This is a genomic window from Halomonas sp. SSL-5, assembly GCF_030708455.1.
Classification (GTDB): Bacteria; Pseudomonadota; Gammaproteobacteria; order Pseudomonadales; family Halomonadaceae; genus Halomonas.
The window spans coordinates 14,751-32,692 of the sequence record NZ_JAUYWF010000007.1; the positions used below are offsets into that span (position 1 = coordinate 14,751).

The 17,942-nt window shown below is 64.7% G+C and carries 26 protein-coding genes; 5 read left to right on the forward strand and 21 right to left on the reverse strand.

Annotation, left to right across the window (positions count from 1 at the left end):
• Positions 1-15: 15 nt before the first annotated feature.
• A complete protein-coding gene (locus RAN53_RS09295) occupies positions 16-1,092 on the reverse strand; it encodes a 3-deoxy-7-phosphoheptulonate synthase (RefSeq protein WP_305796537.1) in 1,077 nt (358 codons plus the stop codon).
• 322 nt (positions 1,093-1,414) lie between these two features.
• Here RAN53_RS09295 and rpoE point away from each other — a divergent pair, with 322 nt between their 5' ends.
• The 5 genes from rpoE to RAN53_RS09320 all read left to right on the forward strand — a co-directional run bounded on the left by rpoE (position 1,415) and on the right by RAN53_RS09320 (position 7,024).
• Positions 1,415-2,020 carry an RNA polymerase sigma factor RpoE gene (gene rpoE / locus RAN53_RS09300; RefSeq protein ID WP_305796538.1) on the forward strand — a complete coding sequence of 202 codons (606 nt, stop codon included), beginning with the start codon at positions 1,415-1,417 and terminating at the stop codon, positions 2,018-2,020.
• 189 nt (positions 2,021-2,209) lie between these two features.
• Positions 2,210-2,917 (forward strand): sigma-E factor negative regulatory protein, encoded by a 708-nt coding sequence (locus RAN53_RS09305; RefSeq protein WP_305796539.1) that lies wholly within the window; start codon positions 2,210-2,212, stop codon positions 2,915-2,917.
• 14 nt (positions 2,918-2,931) lie between these two features.
• Complete coding sequence (locus RAN53_RS09310) at positions 2,932-3,900, forward strand: MucB/RseB C-terminal domain-containing protein (RefSeq protein WP_305796540.1); 969 nt, start codon at positions 2,932-2,934, stop codon at positions 3,898-3,900.
• Between the two features lie 70 nt (positions 3,901-3,970).
• Complete coding sequence (locus RAN53_RS09315) at positions 3,971-5,383, forward strand: DegQ family serine endoprotease (RefSeq protein ID WP_305796541.1); 1,413 nt, start codon at positions 3,971-3,973, stop codon at positions 5,381-5,383.
• A gap of 414 nt (positions 5,384-5,797) precedes the next feature.
• A complete protein-coding gene (locus RAN53_RS09320) occupies positions 5,798-7,024 on the forward strand; it encodes a tyrosine-type recombinase/integrase (RefSeq protein ID WP_305796542.1) in 1,227 nt (408 codons plus the stop codon).
• Here RAN53_RS09320 and RAN53_RS09325 read toward each other — a convergent pair.
• From RAN53_RS09325 to RAN53_RS09420, 20 genes are all read right to left on the reverse strand, one after another.
• Entirely contained in the window at positions 6,987-7,178 is a 192-nt protein-coding gene (locus tag RAN53_RS09325; protein ID WP_305796543.1) for a helix-turn-helix transcriptional regulator, read from the reverse strand. The genes RAN53_RS09320 and RAN53_RS09325 overlap by 38 nt on opposite strands.
• Positions 7,171-7,905: a hypothetical protein gene (locus tag RAN53_RS09330; RefSeq protein ID WP_305796544.1), complete on the reverse strand. Its 735-nt coding sequence runs from the start codon at positions 7,903-7,905 to the stop codon at positions 7,171-7,173. The genes RAN53_RS09325 and RAN53_RS09330 overlap by 8 nt, the downstream gene beginning before the upstream one ends.
• Positions 7,895-8,485, reverse strand: coding sequence for an HNH endonuclease (locus RAN53_RS09335; protein WP_305796545.1), 591 nt, complete (start codon positions 8,483-8,485; stop codon positions 7,895-7,897). Before RAN53_RS09335 ends, RAN53_RS09330 begins: the two co-directional genes overlap by 11 nt.
• A 77-nt stretch (positions 8,486-8,562) precedes the next feature.
• Positions 8,563-9,129: a hypothetical protein gene (locus tag RAN53_RS09340; protein ID WP_305796546.1), complete on the reverse strand. Its 567-nt coding sequence runs from the start codon at positions 9,127-9,129 to the stop codon at positions 8,563-8,565.
• An 8-nt stretch (positions 9,130-9,137) separates the two neighbouring features.
• Positions 9,138-9,815 (reverse strand): dUTP diphosphatase, encoded by a 678-nt coding sequence (gene dut / locus RAN53_RS09345; protein ID WP_305796547.1) that lies wholly within the window; start codon positions 9,813-9,815, stop codon positions 9,138-9,140.
• Positions 9,815-10,687, reverse strand: a complete 873-nt coding sequence (locus RAN53_RS09350) for a hypothetical protein (RefSeq protein WP_305796548.1) — start codon at positions 10,685-10,687, stop codon at positions 9,815-9,817. Before RAN53_RS09350 ends, dut begins: the two co-directional genes overlap by 1 nt.
• 44 nt (positions 10,688-10,731) lie before the next feature.
• Positions 10,732-11,262, reverse strand: a complete 531-nt coding sequence (locus RAN53_RS09355) for a hypothetical protein (protein ID WP_305796549.1) — start codon at positions 11,260-11,262, stop codon at positions 10,732-10,734.
• Between the two features lie 69 nt (positions 11,263-11,331).
• A complete protein-coding gene (locus tag RAN53_RS09360) occupies positions 11,332-11,856 on the reverse strand; it encodes a single-stranded DNA-binding protein (protein WP_305796550.1) in 525 nt (174 codons plus the stop codon).
• A gap of 50 nt (positions 11,857-11,906) precedes the next feature.
• Complete coding sequence (locus RAN53_RS09365) at positions 11,907-12,704, reverse strand: DUF2303 family protein (RefSeq protein WP_305796551.1); 798 nt, start codon at positions 12,702-12,704, stop codon at positions 11,907-11,909.
• Positions 12,701-13,066, reverse strand: coding sequence for a hypothetical protein (locus RAN53_RS09370; protein WP_305796552.1), 366 nt, complete (start codon positions 13,064-13,066; stop codon positions 12,701-12,703). The genes RAN53_RS09365 and RAN53_RS09370 overlap by 4 nt, the downstream gene beginning before the upstream one ends.
• Positions 13,067-13,117: 51 nt before the next feature.
• Positions 13,118-14,752 carry a lambda-exonuclease family protein gene (locus RAN53_RS09375; RefSeq protein ID WP_305796553.1) on the reverse strand — a complete coding sequence of 545 codons (1,635 nt, stop codon included), beginning with the start codon at positions 14,750-14,752 and terminating at the stop codon, positions 13,118-13,120.
• Positions 14,749-15,510, reverse strand: a complete 762-nt coding sequence (locus tag RAN53_RS09380; RefSeq protein ID WP_305796554.1) for a recombinase RecT — start codon at positions 15,508-15,510, stop codon at positions 14,749-14,751. Before RAN53_RS09380 ends, RAN53_RS09375 begins: the two co-directional genes overlap by 4 nt.
• A 74-nt stretch (positions 15,511-15,584) precedes the next feature.
• Positions 15,585-15,854, reverse strand: a complete 270-nt coding sequence (locus RAN53_RS09385) for a hypothetical protein (protein WP_305796555.1) — start codon at positions 15,852-15,854, stop codon at positions 15,585-15,587.
• On the reverse strand, positions 15,851-16,078 hold the full coding sequence (locus RAN53_RS09390; RefSeq protein ID WP_305796556.1) for a hypothetical protein: 228 nt from the start codon (positions 16,076-16,078) through the stop codon (positions 15,851-15,853). The genes RAN53_RS09385 and RAN53_RS09390 overlap by 4 nt, the downstream gene beginning before the upstream one ends.
• Positions 16,075-16,410 (reverse strand): hypothetical protein, encoded by a 336-nt coding sequence (locus RAN53_RS09395; protein ID WP_305796557.1) that lies wholly within the window; start codon positions 16,408-16,410, stop codon positions 16,075-16,077. The genes RAN53_RS09390 and RAN53_RS09395 overlap by 4 nt, the downstream gene beginning before the upstream one ends.
• On the reverse strand, positions 16,391-16,588 hold the full coding sequence (locus tag RAN53_RS09400) for a hypothetical protein (protein ID WP_305796558.1): 198 nt from the start codon (positions 16,586-16,588) through the stop codon (positions 16,391-16,393). The genes RAN53_RS09395 and RAN53_RS09400 overlap by 20 nt, the downstream gene beginning before the upstream one ends.
• Entirely contained in the window at positions 16,588-16,758 is a 171-nt protein-coding gene (locus RAN53_RS09405; protein ID WP_305796559.1) for a hypothetical protein, read from the reverse strand. Before RAN53_RS09405 ends, RAN53_RS09400 begins: the two co-directional genes overlap by 1 nt.
• 91 nt (positions 16,759-16,849) lie before the next feature.
• Entirely contained in the window at positions 16,850-17,011 is a 162-nt protein-coding gene (locus tag RAN53_RS09410) for a hypothetical protein (RefSeq protein WP_305796560.1), read from the reverse strand.
• Entirely contained in the window at positions 17,008-17,145 is a 138-nt protein-coding gene (locus RAN53_RS09415; RefSeq protein ID WP_305796561.1) for a PA3496 family putative envelope integrity protein, read from the reverse strand. The genes RAN53_RS09410 and RAN53_RS09415 overlap by 4 nt, the downstream gene beginning before the upstream one ends.
• Entirely contained in the window at positions 17,142-17,546 is a 405-nt protein-coding gene (locus RAN53_RS09420) for a hypothetical protein (protein WP_305796562.1), read from the reverse strand. The genes RAN53_RS09415 and RAN53_RS09420 overlap by 4 nt, the downstream gene beginning before the upstream one ends.
• Positions 17,547-17,942 lie beyond the last annotated feature (396 nt).

Genomic DNA, 17,942 nt, shown 5'->3' on the forward strand with positions numbered 1-17,942 from the left:
CTTCGGGTGCCTCGATTAGCCCTCGATTCGCTTGGCCAGCACCGGCGCCAGCTTCTCGTCCATCTCCTTGAACGCGCGCTCGGTGGTGTCCCAGTCGATGCAGGCATCGGTGATGGAGACCCCGTACGCAAGCTGGCTGAGATCCTCGGTCAGCTTCTGGTTGCCCCAGCCGATGTTGGACTCGACCATCAGGCCGATGATCGAGCGATTGCCCTCGAGGATCTGGTTGGTGACGTTCTCCAGCACCAGGGGCTGCAGCCCCGCGTCCTTGTTGGAGTTGGCGTGGGAGCAGTCGATCATGATGTTGGGCTTGATGCCGGCCTTCTTGAGCTCCTGCTCGGCCAGCGCCACGCTGACGCTGTCGTAGTTGGGCTTGCCGTTGCCGCCGCGCAGCACCACGTGGCCATAGACGTTGCCGCGGGTGCGAATGATCGCCACCCGGCCCTTGTAGTCGATGCCCAGGAAGTTGTGGGGGTGTGCCACCGACTGCAGGGCGTTGACCGCGACATCCAGGCTGCCGTCGGTGCCGTTCTTGAAGCCCACCGGGCAGGAGAGGCCGGAGGACATCTCGCGGTGGGTCTGGGACTCGGTGGTACGCGCACCGATCGCCGACCAGCTGATGCAGTCCTGGATATACTGCGGCGAGATCGGGTCGAGCGCCTCGGTGGCCAGCGGCAGGCCCATCTCGGCCAGCTCCACCAGCAGCCGGCGGGCGATATGCAGCCCCTCCTCGATCTCGAAGGAGCCGTTCAGGTGGGGGTCGTTGATCAGGCCCTTCCAGCCCACGGTGGTGCGGGGCTTCTCGAAGTAGACGCGCATCACGATATACAGGCTGTCCTTCACCTCGTCGGCCAGGCGCCGCAGGCGACGCGCGTAGTCGAGGGCGGCGTCCACGTCGTGGATGGAGCAGGGGCCGACCACGACCAGCAGGCGCGGATCCTCGCCGTCGAGGATGCGCTGGATGGTGTGGCGCCCCTCGATGACCGTCTTCTCGGCGGCGTCGGTGAGCGGAATCTCCTGCTTGAGGGCTTCCGGCGTGATGAGCACGTCCTGGGAGAGGACGTTGAGATTGCTGACCTGCTGATCTGTCATTCGGGTACCTTAATGTCGTGTCTGCGCTGATGGCCTGACGGCGTGATTCTTGTGGCTCTACTATACACCGGCCGGGGCATGCCGGATCAATCGCGGGAACCTCTGCGGCACCCGCATTGTCTCAGCGCCCGCGTCCGCTATCGACCGCGGCTTGATGGATGAACTGGAAAAGGGAACACTTGTGCGATTGTTGTTGACGGTCATCGACCCCCACCCGCCCAGGCTCCAGGTAGACGCTATGCAAGCACGCCACGCTGTTGAAGTTTCAAGGCCCTCCGGTCGACGCCGCCTCGCCCGTCGCCTGATGACGGGGAGGGACTAGATGGGCGCCAGGGAAACCGACCAGCAGCTCGTCGAGCGCGCCCAGAAGGGCGATACCCGCGCCTTCGACCTGCTGGTGAAGAAGTATCAGCACAAGATCATCGGCCTGATCGGCCGCTACGTGCATGACCACGCCGAGGTGCAGGACGTGGCGCAGGAGGCCTTCATCAAGGCCTTTCGTGCCCTGGGCAAGTTTCGCGCCGAGAGCGCCTTCTATACCTGGATGTACCGGATCGCCATCAACACGGCGAAGAACCATCTGGTCTCGAAGGGACGGCGGCCGCCGGGCAGCGACCTGGATATCGTCGATGCCGAGATCCTCGACCAGAGCGGCCGCCTCTCGGATACCGAGACCCCCGAGGCGGCCATGGCCCGTGACCAGCTGGAGGCCGCCATCTTCGAGGCGATCGAGGCACTGCCCGATGACCTGCGCACGGCGATCACCCTGCGCGAGCTGGATGGCCTCTCCTACGAGGATATCTCCAACATCATGGAGTGCCCGGTCGGCACGGTACGCTCGCGGATCTTCCGGGCACGGGAGGCGGTGGATGCGCATATCCAGCCGCTGGTCACCACCGCGCGCAACCGCGAGGCGGGCGATGAGTGATCCGCGCCAGGAAATTGTCGATTTCTTGTCGATTCGCTGAACTGTCCGGCGCCTTTGGCGTCACATGCAGTGTTCGATCCGCCCATGGCGGTTAAGGATGTCGGCATTCCCGGAACCGCTACCGCGAATGCCGATATCTGGCTGATAACGGATGCAAGGCCACGGCCTTGCCAGGCTGAGGTGTTGAGAATGAGTCAGAACGCACGGGAATCGCTTTCTGCCCTGATGGACAACGAGGGCGATGAGCTGGAACTTCGCCGCGTGCTGAAGTCGCTGGACGACGAACCGGATGCCGCCGAGGCGTGGCGACGCTATCACCTCATGCGCAGCCTGATGCGGCGCGAGTCGGAGGTGGACGTCAGCGTCGACCTCTCCGCGGGCATCCTGGCGCGTCTCGAGAGCGAGCCGGCGCCGGCCCTCGATGATGACGCCGCGCCACCCGCGCCCCGTCGCTCCCTGCCTTTCGCGCGCAGTGCCGGCATCGCCGCCGCCGTGTCGCTGATGGTGATCACCGGTGTGCAGTTCTACAACGGCGGTGGCATCCCCACCGAGGGCGGGTCAACCGAACTGGCCGCTGGCGCCGGAGAGGGAGCCACCCAGGCCTCTCCCGCCGGCCTGGCGAGCGATGGGGTTCAGCGCCCCTCGCTGGCCGATCTGCCACTCTTCCAGCTGCCCCGGGGCGGTACCAGCGGCCTGATGACCGTGGGTGCCGATATGCAGAACACGCCGATGTTCATGGCGCCCAGCCAGCGGCAGTCGCTGATGGCCGACGAGGAGCAGGCGCGCCTGCTCCAATCCTACCTGGACCGCCACGCCGAGGGGGCCGCCTACCGCAGCGGTGACTCCTGGATGCCGCTGCTGCGCGCCAGCGGTGGCGACAGCCTCGGTCAGCGCTGAGCGGGAGCCGGGCGATGCGCCTCCTTCGCCGCTGCGCCGCGGGTCTCCTGCCGTGTCTGCTGGCGGCCGTCGCGCCGGCCGTGGCATTCGAGGCGACGCCCGACGCGGACCGTTTCGACTGCCGCGTCCTCGAGCAGGAGCCTGCCCCGCAGAGTGCCCTCGAATGGTATGAGCTCAGCCTCTGGGCGGGTCACTGCTACCGCTACGATGCCCACGCGGTGCGTATCGGCTTCGATGGCGTGCGTACCCTCGTGCTCAGTCATCAGGTGGACGACGGCGTCGAGCGGGGTCAGGCCCGCTTCCTCGACGGTCCCCCCATGGCCGTCGAGCGGCGCAGCCGCATCGGCCGCCTGGGCTGGTCGGGGGGTAGCGAGGCCCCCCCGACCCCCGAGGGCATCGCTACCAGCATTGCCTCGTACTACCGATTGAGCCTGGGCGGCGAGGAGCGCATCGCCAACCGGCGCGCCCGGCGCCTGGATATCTCGCCGCTCGACAGCTTCCGCTATGGCAAGCGGCTGTGGCTCGATGTCGACACCGGCTTGACCCTCAAGCAGAGCCTGCTCGACGAGACCGGGCGAGTCGTGGAGACTTTCCAGCTCACGGTGCTCGAGCGGCCGCGGCTGCACCAGGGCGAGGTGAGCGTCGACGCTCCCCGTGAGGCACCCCGGGATGCGTGGAGCCCCGGCTGGCTGCCCGCGGGCTTCCGGCCGCAGCCGGTGGAGACCCGCAGCGGACGTCACGGCAGCGATGTGATTCACCGCCTCTACAGCGATGGCCTCTCCACCTTCAGCGTCTTCGTCTCCCCCCTCGACGGCATCGAGCCCCTGGCCCCCGGCCTGCACCGGCTCGGCGTCTCCCACGCCGTGGTGCGTCATCGCGAGTTGGGCGGCGTCCCGCGGCAGGTGCTGGTCATGGGCGAGATGCCGCCGCGGGTGTTGCTGCGGGTCGCCGATGCCCTGAGCTGGAACGCCGCCGATTCCTGAATTCGTGACGACCCGCTGTCGTCACCCCGTGATCTTCGCATTGCCCAACCAAACCCACGCAGGAGCCAACATGATGCGAACGCTGCGACACCTTTCCCTGTGGATGCTGCTGGCCGGGACCCTGCTGGCCTGGCAGAGTGCCATGGCCCGTGACCTGCCCGACTTCACCGCGCTGGTGGAGGAGGCCGCCCCCGGCGTGGTGAACATCTCGACGACCCGCATGGTCGAGAGCCGCAACCCCTTTCAGGGGTTCGGCAGCGAGGAGATTCCCGAGATCTTCCGCCACTTCTTCGGCGACCGTTTCCCCGCGCCGCCGGGCCAGGCACCGGGCAGGCCCCAGGAGCGTCAGTCGCTGGGTTCCGGCTTCATCATCAGCGATGACGGCTACATCATGACCAACGCCCATGTGGTCGATGGTGCCGACGAGATCCTGGTGCGCCTCAATGATCGCCGCGAGCTGGCCGCGGAACTGGTGGGCAGCGACGAGCGCACCGACGTGGCGGTGCTCAAGGTCGACGCCAGTGACCTGCCGACGCTGCGCCTGGGCGACTCCGATGGCCTCAGGGTCGGCGAGTGGGTGGCCGCCATCGGCTCTCCCTTCGGCTTCGACCACTCGGTCACCGCGGGCATCGTCAGCGCCATCGACCGCACCCTGCCGCGGGATGCCTATGTACCGTTCATCCAGACCGACGTGGCCATCAATCCGGGCAACTCCGGCGGGCCGCTGTTCAACCTCGACGGCGAAGTCGTGGGCATCAACTCCCAGATCTTCACCCGCAGCGGTGGCTTCATGGGACTGTCGTTCGCGATTCCCATCAACGTTGCCATGGACGTCGCCGACCAGTTGCGCGACGACGGCGAAGTGCGGCGCGGCTGGCTGGGGGTGATGATCCAGCCGGTGTCGCGTGACCTGGCCGAGTCCTTCGGCATGGATGAGCCGCGGGGTGCGCTGATCGCCGACCTCGACCCCGAGGGGCCGGCGGCCGAGGGCGGCCTTCAGGCCGGCGACGTCATCCTCGCCGTGGACGGTGCCCGGGTAGATGACTCCAGCACCCTGCCGCGGCTGATCGGGCGCACCGCGCCGGGCAGCGACGTCGAGCTCGAGCTGATGCGTGACGGCCAGCGTCGCAGCCTCGAGCTGACCCTGGGCGATTGGCCCGACAGCGGCGGTGCCCCGGGCCAGAGTCGCGACAGCCAGCAGGCGCGCCTGGGCATCTCCGTGATCGAGCTGGACGCCGCCGAGCGCGAGCGCCTGGGCATCGAGGGCGGGGTGCGCATCTCCGAGGTCGACCCCGGCGGTGCCGCGGCGGCGGCGGGCCTGCAGCCCGGTGACATCCTGGTCAGCATCGATCATCGGGCCGTCAGCAGCGCGTCCCAGCTGGTGACCCTGGTGAGTGAGCTGCCCGCGGATCGCGCCGTGCCGGTGCGCCTGTATCGGGAGGGTCGTTCGCTGTTCGTGGCCCTGCGCCTGGCCGGCGACTGAGCCACTCTCCACGCCCCGCGCTCGGCAGCCCGACGGTCCTCCCGTCGGGCTGCTGTATCTGGCACCCGCATCCCGGTACAATGCGCACATCCTGGCCGCCGGCCCGCATTGCTGCGCCTGGCCCTGGCCCGAACCCCATCAGGCAGAAGTCCATCGATGTCCCAAGACACCTCCTCCGACAAGCTCAAGCACATCCGCAACTTCTCGATCATCGCCCACATCGACCATTGACCACCGGCAACAGACAGCCATAACCCGCCAAGAACACCCCGCCGCACCGCCTCCCGCCTCAGTTCTGCCAGCCATTACCAGCAACCACCAGAAGCCAAAAGACACAGCCAGCCACTAGAAATATGTACTTGCCTGCGTACATACTCGGCCCCTCAACGACACGATGCTGGGGAGCATGTACACATGGCGCTGACAGACGCATGGCTGAAGGCCGTCCACCGCAAGCCGCGGGACGCCACCACCGAGAAAGCTGACCGGGACGGGCTGGGCGCCCGAGTCACCCTGACCGGCAAAGTCGTCTTCCAAATCCGCTACCGCTATCGCGGCAAGGCCGCGCGCCTGGACCTCGGCACCTACCCGGCCATGACCTTGAAGCAAGCCCGGGATGAAGCGTTGCGTCGGCGAGGCCAGCTCGAGCAGGGGCACGACCCTCGCACCGTCAAGCGGGTGGAGCAGGCCACCATAGCCGACGCGCCTACCAATGAAGCCTTGGTCCGCGATTGGCATACGCGCTACTGCCAGGCGCGCAAGGTCGGCGAGAAGGAGATCCTGCGCAGCTTCGAGCTGCATGTGTTCCCGACCCTGGGAAAGCTGCCCGCGGACGAGACCGGGCTACGCCAGTGGATGGACCTTCTCGAGCCATTAGCGGAAGAGAAGCCGCGCATTGCCGAACGGGTGCTGACCAACATGAAGCAGGTGCACAAGTGGGGCGCTCGCCGCGGGATCGTGGAGCAGCAGCCGCTGGCGGCGATCTCGGCGAAGGAGGATCTTCACGTCAATCGCCGCCGCGTGAAGGGCAGGGCGCTGGATGATGGCGAGCTGTGGTTGATCTGGCAGTCCATGGAGCGCTCGCGGATGCCGCTGCGCTCACGCCTGTTCGTGAAGCTGGCGTTGCTGTATGGGTGTCGGCCTGGCGAGCTGACCGGGGCAAGGCGGGAGGAGTTCGACTTCGAGGAAGGGGTATGGGAGATGCCGCCTGAGCGACACAAGACGGGGAGGGTGACAGGCCGGGCATTGCGCCGGCCCATCATCGAGGAGGTGGTGCCGCTGCTGCGCCAAGCTATGACGCTGTCGCGCCATCCTGAGCTGCTGTTCAGCGGCGAGTCAAAGGCGGTTCCGCTCAACGACCGTTCGGTGTTGAGCTACCCGTACAACATCATGCGGGTGGCGAAGAACCAGATGGGGAAGGAGATGGCGCACTGGTCGATGTACGACCTGCGCAAGACGGCGAGGACGCACTGGTCCACGCTGACGGAGCCGCATGTGGCTGAGGTGATGCTGGGTCACTCGTTGCCTGGTGTCTGGCAGGTCTATGATCGTCACGACTACCTGGAGGAGCAGGCGAAGGCCTATCGGGCATGGCATGAGCGGCTCACGCGGCTTGTGTCCGGCGATCCTCCCATGCCTTGATGTCCTGCTCTCGCCACCGGGATTCGGCGCCGTGGCCGCCGGCAATCACCGGCTTGGGGAATCCCTCCTCGTGTTGCCAGCGGTTGAGGGTGCGGGTGGAGCGCCCGTAGCGCTCGCACAGTTCGCTGGTGCTGATCAGTCGATCGTCAGTCATGGTCTCCCCCTTCGGCCAGGCGACGGGTCTCGGCGATGGCGTCTGCTGCTGCGGCCCCGGCCTCCACCAGCGCCTCAACGTGCCCCAGAGATGCCTCGACGTTCTCCGCTATCAGGCGGTCGAGCGCCGCCTTATCCTCCTTCGCCCATTCCATGCGCGCTTGGTGTACCGCTTTCTGGATCGCTTGGGCGCGCTCGTCTTTCATGCGGGCGAGGGAGGTGGTGGGCCTCGGCGGCTGCTTATCGTCGCGGTAGAAGCTCACGTCCAGATCTTCAAAACGGTCGTCGCGTATCGCCTCAATAACATTACGGCGCAGACCGTCTAGCCACTCCATATGAGCCAACAGCGCCTCCACCTTGGCCTGCGCCTCCCGGGTCAGGTCGGCACCGGGGTCGAGATCTAGCGCGGAGCCGATGCGATGGAGGGCGTCGGCCTGCCCCCTGAGCATGGCCAGCTTATCCTCGGCCAGCGCTGCGGTGGTGACGAGCTCTTCCACTCGCTTTGCTGCCGCCTCGGCTACAGCATCGATAGAGACATTGGTTCCGGCCTGAGACCAGAGGTCCAATGTGGATGCGATCCTGTGCAAGGCATTGGCCTGCTTGCTCAAGCTGTCGATTCTCTCCTCGGCCCGGTCCAACTGGGTGGCCAGCACCTCCTTTTCGCGCTCGAGCTCGTCGATGCGGGCGCAAAGCATGCATTCCACGTGGTCCGAAGGGTCATAATTCATTTCGCTTTCCTCCGTGGTTTTTATGGAATCCAAGCTTATTTTCTTGTGACTTTCTGGCTGCCGCCGCATCAACCAAAGAATCAAAAGCCCCGAGATAAATCAACTTTCCGCTAAAGCCTATTCTTGCTCTCCATTTTAAGATCCTCTTATCCCAATAGACACCCGTTAAGCCCGATTTATTGTCATATCTCAATCTTTGATTTCTGCTGTTTTCAACCTGACCCACAAGGCGTAGATTGTCTATTCTGTTGTCAAGAGCGTTTCCATTTATATGGTCAATTTGTTGGCAGGAGCTGGGCCATGATCCATGGTAAATGGCCCATGCAAGCCTGTGGGCTAAGAATGACTTCCCATATATTACAACACACCTTCTTATGTATCTTTTACAATGAATGCTGCTCTTTACTGTTCCGGCCTCCTTGCCTTCAAACCTTTTGGTCCAGTTGTGCCACTGTTTTTTCGATGCGAATGAATCTTTGCTCCTTGGCAGCCAAGTCAACTTCCCTGTGCCTGGGTCGTAGTCGAGAAGCTCTCTGGCGCGCTTTGGTGTAATCGCGTCGCGTTCTGCTGTTGCTGTCATGGTGTCCTCCAGCGCCGACTGATGCGGCGCGGTCCAGAGATTGATTGGCGGGAATGTCAGGCGTGGCCAGCGGACTCTCATGGCGACCCCACCAGCGGCCAGGCGCGCATCACGTCGTGACTGTGGTGCCGCGGGTTGCCGCCGTTGCGGGCCTGCTCGAGCATGTCGCGCCAGGTGTCGGTGAGCTCGCCCAGCAGCAGGGCCTGGCCCACCTCGGCCTCGATGCTCTCGACGTACTCGCCGCCCTGCTCGTCGCGGAAGATGGCGCTGGCCTCGATCCGCCAGCGCTGCGGGCTGCGCGCGGCATAGTCGGCCACCGCATCCCAGCGGCTGGCCGGGACGGTGGGCGGGAAGCGCCAGTGCCCCGTGAGTCCGTGGATGGTCTCGCCGTCCTCCTCCCGGGTGCATGGGATGCCCTCGTAGCAGGCGCCGATCAGCCAGCGGCTGGCCCGGTGCCGGGCCATGTCGTAACCGCGGCGACCCATGCGCTTGGCGCGGGCGCGGGCATCGCCCTTGGCAGCGGCGCGGCGTTGCTGTCGGCTCATCAGGTAGCGCTCTGGAGTTTCTATCCAGGCTCGCCAGGCATCATTGGCCCGGCACTGCCGGTTGGCGGACAACAGCCAGTTTCCGTAGAGCTCCTTCATACCTCCTCCTAGCGCCCGCTTGAGCCGAAGGCCCCGGTGCCGCGCTGCGTGTCGTCCAGCTCCTCGACCTCGCAGGCTTCGCCCAGGTAGGGAACAACCACCAGCTGGGCGATGCGGTCTCCCGGGCGGAACTCGACAAGATCCAGGCCGTGGTTCACTAGGCTGACGTGGATCTCCCCGCGATAGTCCTCGTCGATTAGACCTGCCAGGCGGTCGATGCCCTGGCGGTCGGCCATGCCGGAGCGCGGCCAGAGCTGACCGCAAGTGCCAGGCGGCAGGGCAGCAGCGATGCCGGTGGGCAGCAGCATGCGATGCCCGGGCGGCAGGTCCACACGCTTGGTGCAGTAGAGGTCGAAGCCGGAACTGCCTGGCGTGGCGCGGGTGGGCAGGGTGGCGTCAGGGGTAAGGCGTTTGAACTGGATCATGGGTCCCTCCATCTTGTTGACGACGACCGAGATGAAGTCGTTGAGGTATTGCCTCATCCAGTCTTGGTCATGGCAGAAGTTGAGTTGCTCCAGTGCAATGCTGCACAGGAACTCGAGGTATTCGGTTTGATCGTTGCCGGTAAGCTTGTGGCCGAAAACAGCCATCTCCACGAGAGTGGTGATTCTGTCCCGCGAGGATAGCTGCTTCCTTTTCTGGCGGATGCTTACAACATCAGCAGACCTGTTTTCGTTATGGCCCATCACGCAGCCTCGGATAGCTTCGTCGGCAACTTGCGGCGCATATAGCTTCGAACGTCAGACCGCTTCGGCTTGGCGTTTTTGTAAGATCCTCCTGAGCGCCATGCTTCGAAAGCACTTATGGCCCGCTCGCATATCTCAAGGATATTGCCACGCCCTTTGTTTGCATCCTTGTCGCCACTCCTGACTCGCATCCACCATGACAGAGCCTCGATTGGGCAGCGCTCTCCACCAGGCATCTTTACCCCTTCATCGTTCGCGTATGACTGCCAGAAGTCCATCGCATCGGGGCCGTAGACCCTGGAGGTCAAAAGCATTGCTGACAGGAGACCGGCCGGAAAATCAGAGGAGGTGAACCCCTTTTCATCTACTATCCGGATGGCGTCCATCCATGGCGTGATCTCTTCGTAAACGCTGAACTGCTTTGTTGATGTTCCGTGATTCGCGGTCAGCGTCTGCACAGCAGAAGTAACTCCCCCATGAATTATCAAGCCGGAGCGAGGATTGAAACCGTGCAGTCGGAACGCGCCGTGCAGCCGGTCAGTAGCTGTTTCGGTCGAATAGGGCGAGTCGAACTGCTTATAGAGGTCTTCCACCTGCTGCATATTCCTGACGTGGTAGACATCAACGAATAGCACCTGGGGCGCCTCCAAGGACCCTTCTTGCCATAGGTGAGAGCGAGTGTGGCCGTCTAGCTTGAACTCCTCTCCAGTTACTAGCTTCGCCATTGAAACCCTGGCGTGGGTAGGGGATAGCTTCTTAAGGTGCTTGTTGCGCGCTTTCTTAGCGTGAAGCTCGGTGTTGCGCTGGATGGGGTTATCTTCGATGCGGGCCCACTCGTCGGTGGTCATCGTGGTCTGGGTGAGGGTGATCATGGTTTCTCCAGAATCAGAAAGCCCGCCGGGTGGCGGGCGGGTGGTCAGGCGGCGGAGTGCCGGCCTGGTTTCATGTGGAATTGCGGCAGCGGCGGATGGTTCGCGTTGGCCGCCTCGCCGTGCTTGTCGTGCCATGCCTTATGGCAGGCAGAACACAGCCAGCGCACGTCCAGCTGACTCAGGTAGTCATCGTGGTGAGCGTGGATCTGCCCCTCGCTGGTGCCGCATTCTTCGCACGACGTCTGTCGTTCGAGGCGGCCATCGGCAAGCGCCTTGCTGACGCGGTTGTGAGCCTGGAGCTTGATCGGGTTGCGCTGCCGGTACTTCGAGGTGCCGCGCCTGATAGCCTCCTTGCCATGAGGCGTCTCCTGGTAGCGCTTCCTGGCAGCCACCCGGTGAGGCGCCATGGCGCGACCGCGCTCGTACTCCCGATACTGCTTCAGCTTCTCCTTGCGGTTCTGCCTGACCCTGGCCTTGCGGCACTCCTTGCAGGTGTTGTCGCGGCCGTCCTTCGTGTTGCCCTTGTAGAACCCATCAAGCGGCTTTTCCTCGCCGCACTTGTGGCATGCCTTCATCTCGGCACCCTCCATGCAGGTATGAAAAAGGCCGCTCGGTGGCGGCCTATGTGCATCTAAATAACTGATCTAAAACGGAATCTCAGAGTCAAAGTCATCAAACGCCCCTGGGTCAGGCGCACCCTGGTTGCCCCCTTGCTGGGGCGGTGGCTGCTGCTGCCCGCCCTGCGGCGCCTGACCCTGGGGCGGCTGCTGATAGCCTTGCTGGGGCATACCCTGGCCATATCCGCCCTGGGGGCTATTGCCGCCCTGCTGCTGGCCGCTGCCCAGGAACTGCATGTCGCGGATGACGAACTCGATCGCGTTACGGTTGTTGCCCTGCTGGTCCTGCCACTTGCGCTCGCGCACCTCACAGCTGACGCGGATCTGCGAACCCTTCGTGAGGTACTGCTGGGCCAGCTCGGCGGTCTTCTTGAAGGCCACGCAGTTGATCCAGCTGGTCGCCTCTTGCTTACTGCCTGACTGCTTGTCGCGCCAGGTCTTGCCGACCGCCAGGCGGATATTCGCCACCGCATCACCGCTCGGCAGGAATCTCACTTCAGGGTCCGCGCCCAGCCGTCCGGTGAAGTGGCATGCGTTCAAGTCATTGGCCATGGGGCCTCCGTATGCTGTAAATGGAACGGGCCCCGTAGGGCCCGATGTCGTCAGGGTGAGAAGGTGCCTTGCAGGCACTCGAGCTCGGGCAGTGCTTCCTCGATGCTGCCGGCGAACTCCTCGGCGATGGCGGCGGTGATGGCGTCCAGTGCGATGGCGCGAAGTCGGAAGCCCGGACCTCCCTTGGTCAGGCTGGCGACGCGCATGGAAAACTCGCGGGTCTGGAGGCCGTCGTAGGGCGAGAAGTGCCAGAGGATCGCCGCCGGCAGGCGCTCGGCGTTCTTGACGGTGACTTTGCTCATGACGCCGACCTGGGAGCTGTGCTCCTGCTTGTCGCTGTCGATGCTGGTCAGGTCATCGATGGAGATCTTGCGGAAGGCGTGCAGCACCTTGCGCAGCTCCAGCACCTCGCCCTGGCTGTTGGTGAAGGACATGAGGTGACCCCAGTCCTCGAGCAGCTCGACGATGCCGTCCTGGTCGTAGGTGTTGCCGTTGGCGCGCAGGAAGGCGGTGAACTCCGGCGTCTTGGGCAGTGCCAGGCTGGCGGAGTGCTCACAGTGGCCAGGCTCGTGGACGTGGCCGATATCGAGGTAGCAGCGGGCGGCCATGGCGTCGCGGTCGATGAAGACGGGTGCGCGGGCCGGACCGTTGTTGCCGACGTAGCGGGTGAAGTCGTCGATGCCCTGGGTCTCGAACTTGCCGCGGAACCGGCGGCGCATGGCGCGGTACTTCTCGAGGTCAGCGAGCTTGAACTCGCCGCCCATGATCAGGGCCTCGCCGTCCAGCACCTCGGTACCGGTCTTGTGGCTTGCCTCGAGGTGCTCGAGCGCTTCCTTGGTCAGGCTCATTGGTCATTCTCCTGCTGTTGCTGGGTGGTCTTGCGGTGCGCGTGCCCGATCATGTCGAACTGGTTTTTCGGCTCCAGGGTCATCTCGCCGCCCTGGTTCACGTACATGACGGTTTCGGTGGTGTGATCCTCGGCGGTGGTGCCGTGGGCGGTGGGCACCTTGAAGGACAGCTTGTGGATCACGCCGACCTGGCTACCGGAGCCGATGTTCTCGATGGTCAGCTCGAGCGAGACCTTGGCCTTCTTCTTGGGGTTGTCCGTGGCGGATGCCGCGGCGTGGCTGAGGATGGTGCCCAGGCGCTCGGCCAGGACGCCGCCATCCAGGTCCTCGAAGAACCGGGTCACGTCGGTGGGTTTGCTCATCGTGGTGCCCTCCTGGGGCGAGTGGTGGGGCCTCACGGCCCCGGGTGGGTGTCAGGCGGCCCTGAGCTGGGCCATGGCGTCGTCGTAGCCGCTCCAGTTGTCCACGCCGGCAGCCTCCAGAGCATCGAGCTTCTCTCGGGCGGCCAGCAGCGCCTCGTACTCCTTGCGGGAGATCTCGACCGTCTCCGGCTTGGCCACCTCGCTGCCGCGCTGGAAGTTGCTCGCGGCCTGGGTGATGCGGCTGGTGTCGATGGGCTGGCGGACGGCCCTGTCGTCGCCAGCACCGGGATCGACGCCGACATGCGCCGGCGGGGCTTCTTCTCGAGACTTCTCCGCGGCCTTCCGATCGGCCTCGGCCTTCGCCTTGGCTTCCTCCTCCTGGCGGATGCGCTCGCGCTCGGCGTCGAGTTTCTTCTGCTCCTCCTGTTTGTGATGGGCGATGCGGTTCTCGACCTGGAGCTTGATGAACTCGGCATCCCGCTGGATCAGGTCGCGCCAGTCGCTGAACAGGAAGGCGTAGTCGCCCTGGTGTTTCTCGATCAGCGCCTTGTTGTCGGCCAGGCGGTGCGCCTCCTGGGTGGCGGCGACCTTGGCGCGCGCCACCTCGTCATCGGCGGCGGCCTGCAGGGTATCGATGGTCTTCTTGCCCTTCATGGCGCCTGCCACGTCGAACGTGTCATTGATCGGAACCGGCGTGTCGAGACCGACCAGCCACTCATCGAAGGTCTTTACCGCCTTCTGCTGGATCTCCAGCCGGCGGTTCTCCTTCTCGGCCTTCACCAGTTTGTCGAGCTGCAGGCGCTTCTGGCGCATGGTCTCGCGCAGCTCGTCGATGGTGCTGAACAGCTCGGCGATGCTGGCGGTCTGCTCGAGCGCCGCCTGCTTGCTGGCCTCGAGCTGTTTCTCGCCTTTCTGCAGGAACTTGACCGTCTCCGCGGCATCGGCGAAGTGCTGGTCAGTGGTCAGCTCGGTGCGGATGCCCTCGATCATGGCCATAGCCTGGGCCTTGAACTGCGGCAGGTTGCTGGCCTTGACCATGCCGGCCAGGTCGATCTTGATCGCGGGCAGGGCCTCGGGCGCCTCGCCCTGGGCGGCGACCTGCTGCGCCTGGGGCTGGTAGTCGGCGAGGTCCTGGCGGAACTGCTGCCAGCCGGCGAGCAGGCGATTGAAGCGCGCCTCGTCCGGGTAGTGCCAGCACCAAGCCGCGTTCTCCCGGGTGCCGTCGCTGCACATGAACAGGCACTTGTCGGCGCCGCTGACGAGGAGCTGCTGGTCCATCTGCACCAGGTAGTGCTCGGGCAGCTCCTCGGCGCGCACCGCGGCGGCCAGATCCTCGTTGAGCAATTTATGCTCCCAGATCACGTCCTCGAGCATGGTGCAGCCGTCCAGGCTGGCCAGGAGGTGCGGATGCTCCTCGCTGGTGCCAGTAATCGGGTACAGCTCCTCGCCGATGATCTCCTCGGCGAGAGTCCGGGCCGCGGCCTCGGCGGCATGGCCCTTGTCGAACAGGCGTTGCTGGGCGGGCGTGACCTCGGGGATCTCGCCGGTGTACTTCTGCTTGAGCAGCTCGGCGCGGCTCTGGTACTTGCTGACCCCGGCCATTGCCGGGGCCTCGCTGGCGGTGAAGTGATTGGCGCGCAGGGCGTGCCAGTCGTCGGTGCCTTGGCGGACGGTATGCGTGATCATGCGGCCTCCTCGGTAGTGCTGCGGATCTGCTGTTTCTGCTCGTCGGTCAGCGCGGCTTTGCTCTCGACCATGGCAATGATCTGCTCTGGCGTGCGCTTGCCGGCCTCGATGGCGGCCTGCCACTTCGGCAGATTGGTCTCGAAGGAGTCGGCTGGGTAATGAGGCAGGGCGGCCGGCTCCTGGCGCGGCTGGTGCTGCGGGGTAACGTCGCGCTCCTCGCGCTCGCTGGGAATGTCGCGCGCCTCCTCCACGGTGATCAGGCCGCCCAGGGCGTCGGCGAACTTGTCGCGCAGCGCGTAGCCGCGGGCGCGCCACATCAGCATGCGCTTCGGGTAGCTCTGCCACGGGCCCTGCTTGCCCCACAGTCCGGCACGCTCGGCGTCAGCCTGGCTGAAGGTGACGGTGTGCGAATTGGCATCGCCCTTGCGCCATACGGTGCAGGTGGCGGTCATGCTGGCGTCGTCGAAGCTTTCCTCATGGCCACCGAAGCGGGGGTTGATCTGCACCAGGGCCAGCAGCGCATCGCCGTAGATGGCCGGCTTTCCGTTGATCACCGCGATGTTCTGCAGCGACTGGATAGGGTTCAGGCCCAGCTCGGAGCCCATCATCATGGCGACCAGGGTGTCCTGCTCCTTCCCCTGGTAGGCCTTGGGCACCATGTTGCTGTGAGCCAACATGCTGGCGAGGCGCATGGCCTCGTCGAGGTTCTGCGGCTGCATGGCGAAGCCGTTGCCGCCTTGTCGCGTGATTGCGCTCATGTGCTATTCTCCGTGGTGATTCCTGTCGTGAATCGCTCGGCCCCGTCTCCTGCCCACCAGGAAACGGGGCTTTTTCATGCGCTCAACAGCTGATCGACGTAGGCCTCGATGCGGGCGTCATCGCGCGCGGCTTTTAGATCGGCCTCCCACTCCGCGAAGATCCGCACCTCGTCGTCCTCGGTGACCTTCCTTTCCAGCCAGGCAGCCGGGTATCCGCGGCGGTCGTAGACATCGAACGCGATTTCTCCACCGCTGGGCGGCTCGTGCCAGCTGCCCGGGTCGTGGGCCTCGTAGTGGGTGACATCGACCTGGCAGGGGATGCCGGCGATATGCGTGTGCATCATTTCGGCTTCCCCAGTGCGGCCAGTAGCTCGTCGGCGCAGTCAACGGATTCGATGGCAATGTGCCTGTTGGTGGCACTCACGCCAGGGCAAGCGAGAAGCCCCTGCATCGCCATCGCGGCGAAAAACTCGCGCTTGGTGAGGCCGAGGTTTAACGGCTCTTGGGCGAGGTTGTTGTAGTCTTCTCGGATGCCTGACGGCATCGCCGGCATATCTGCATTCTTCATGCGGCGGCCTCCTGCTTGCGATGGGTGGCGATGAACTCGACCAGCTCGTCGCGCTGCTGGGTCAAGGTGCGCTCGCCGTAGTCGGTGCCGTCCGGCAGATAGAGCAGGGTGGGCACCTCGTCGTGTCCGTCCTCGTCGATCTGCACCACGGTCTTGTGCAGCTCCGTGAGGTTCCGATCGACGATGCGCACCTCGCTGACTGTGTAGGCCTGGCCGGTGCTGTGGTGAATGTCGGCGCGCACCTCATGGCGGATGCGCAGGCCGGTCTGCTTGGGCACGGCCAGGGCGAGCGCCTGGATGCCGACGAGCACTTCACGCTGATTCGGGGTCATGGGGTGTCTCCTTCTGTGGCTCTTGCTCGATAACCTTGCGGATGGCGTCGTGAACGGTGTCTTCGTCCAGCTTGCGCACGCGGATCTCGTAGGCCTCATGGCCCACGATGACAACGTCGGTGCCGCCTACCTTCTCGAGATGACGGATGACTGGCTTGGCATGGCGCGGGTCGAGCATCAGATTCTCCGTAATTGGATGAGCGGCTCCTTGACGCCTTGTCGGCGCTGCACGTATTCGGCGTATCGCCGGGCATTGCGTGCCTGCTCGGCGGTCAGTGGAGCGTCCTCGGGGCGGCGTCGTGCCGGTGCGATGATGGGATCTAGCGGCGGGGCGATGATCTTGCTCACGACTTCCTCCTGTCGGCGAAGTGGGCGAAGGCAGCGAAGGCGCCGACCGTGAAGACGATCAGCATGATGTAGGCGACCTGGTCCTCGGTGATCATGCGGACCTCCTCTTGATCGGAACGATGGTGAAGTCGGCCAGACCCTGGCGGGCGGCCTCGGCTTTGGCAGCCTTGCGGCTGATGTGCGGGCCGAGATCGCAGCGCGGCACCCTGGGCCGCTGGCTTGGCGTCTCGACGATCAGGTAGCGAGAACTCATGCGACGGGCTCCTGTAGCTGCCTCTCCAGCCGTCGGCGCTCGAGGTAGGCGTCGATGTCGCGGCGCTTGGCATAGCGTCTGGTGGCGCGATAGTCGTTGCGAATGCGGGATTGGTGCTTGGTGATTGGCGTCATGTCGCCTCCCCAAGCAGGTCGCTCTCGATGGCCTCGGCGAGGTTGGCGTAGAGCTCACCCTTGTTCTTCTGGCGAGTGAAGCGGGCGATGGGCTGGGTGCCCCGCACCACCTCGAAGGTATGGCTCTGCCGGTTTCGCTTGATCCAGTAGGGAGAGGCGGTGATGAAGCGGTCTCCCTGTCCGGGCCAGCGGATGCAGAACCACTCGGTGGTAGCTCCGGGCCCGAACTTGAAGGTGGCGGTGACGATCTCGCGCAGACGCTGCTCGACGGCTAAGGGCAGCTGGTCGCAGCCCCGGGCATCGGCGATGTTCTTGGCGCGCTGCGCCTCGATGTCGTCGTGAAGTCCGGCATTGATGGTGCCGATGACCTTGTTCAGGTCGCGGCAGGCTTGCTGAAGCATGGTGACCTCCTGAGGAAAGTGGGTGTGGTGCATCGGAAAGCACCCCGCCGCAGCAACAGGCAGGAAGGCGACGAGATGCTTACCGATGGCCACCGATACGCTCGATGGCCAGCGTTCTTCACGCACAGCTGCTGTCGCCAGCGATAGCTCCTGAGGCAGGTGTCCCCCAGCAGCACGACGCCCCAACGTCTGTCATGGAGCGCCCCGCGACGCCGGCCTCTCTGGGGCCTTCACGTCTCCGCATGCGGGATGGCTGTGCGTGTCTTGCGTCGAGTTGTGTAAAGAGCGCGGCCCTGGTGGGGCCGGAACCGGCTGCGCCGTGTTCGTGCTGCTAAAGTTAGCGAGGCGCTAAAGTTTCGTCAATAGCGCAACGCTAAATATTTTCTCCCGGGCGCA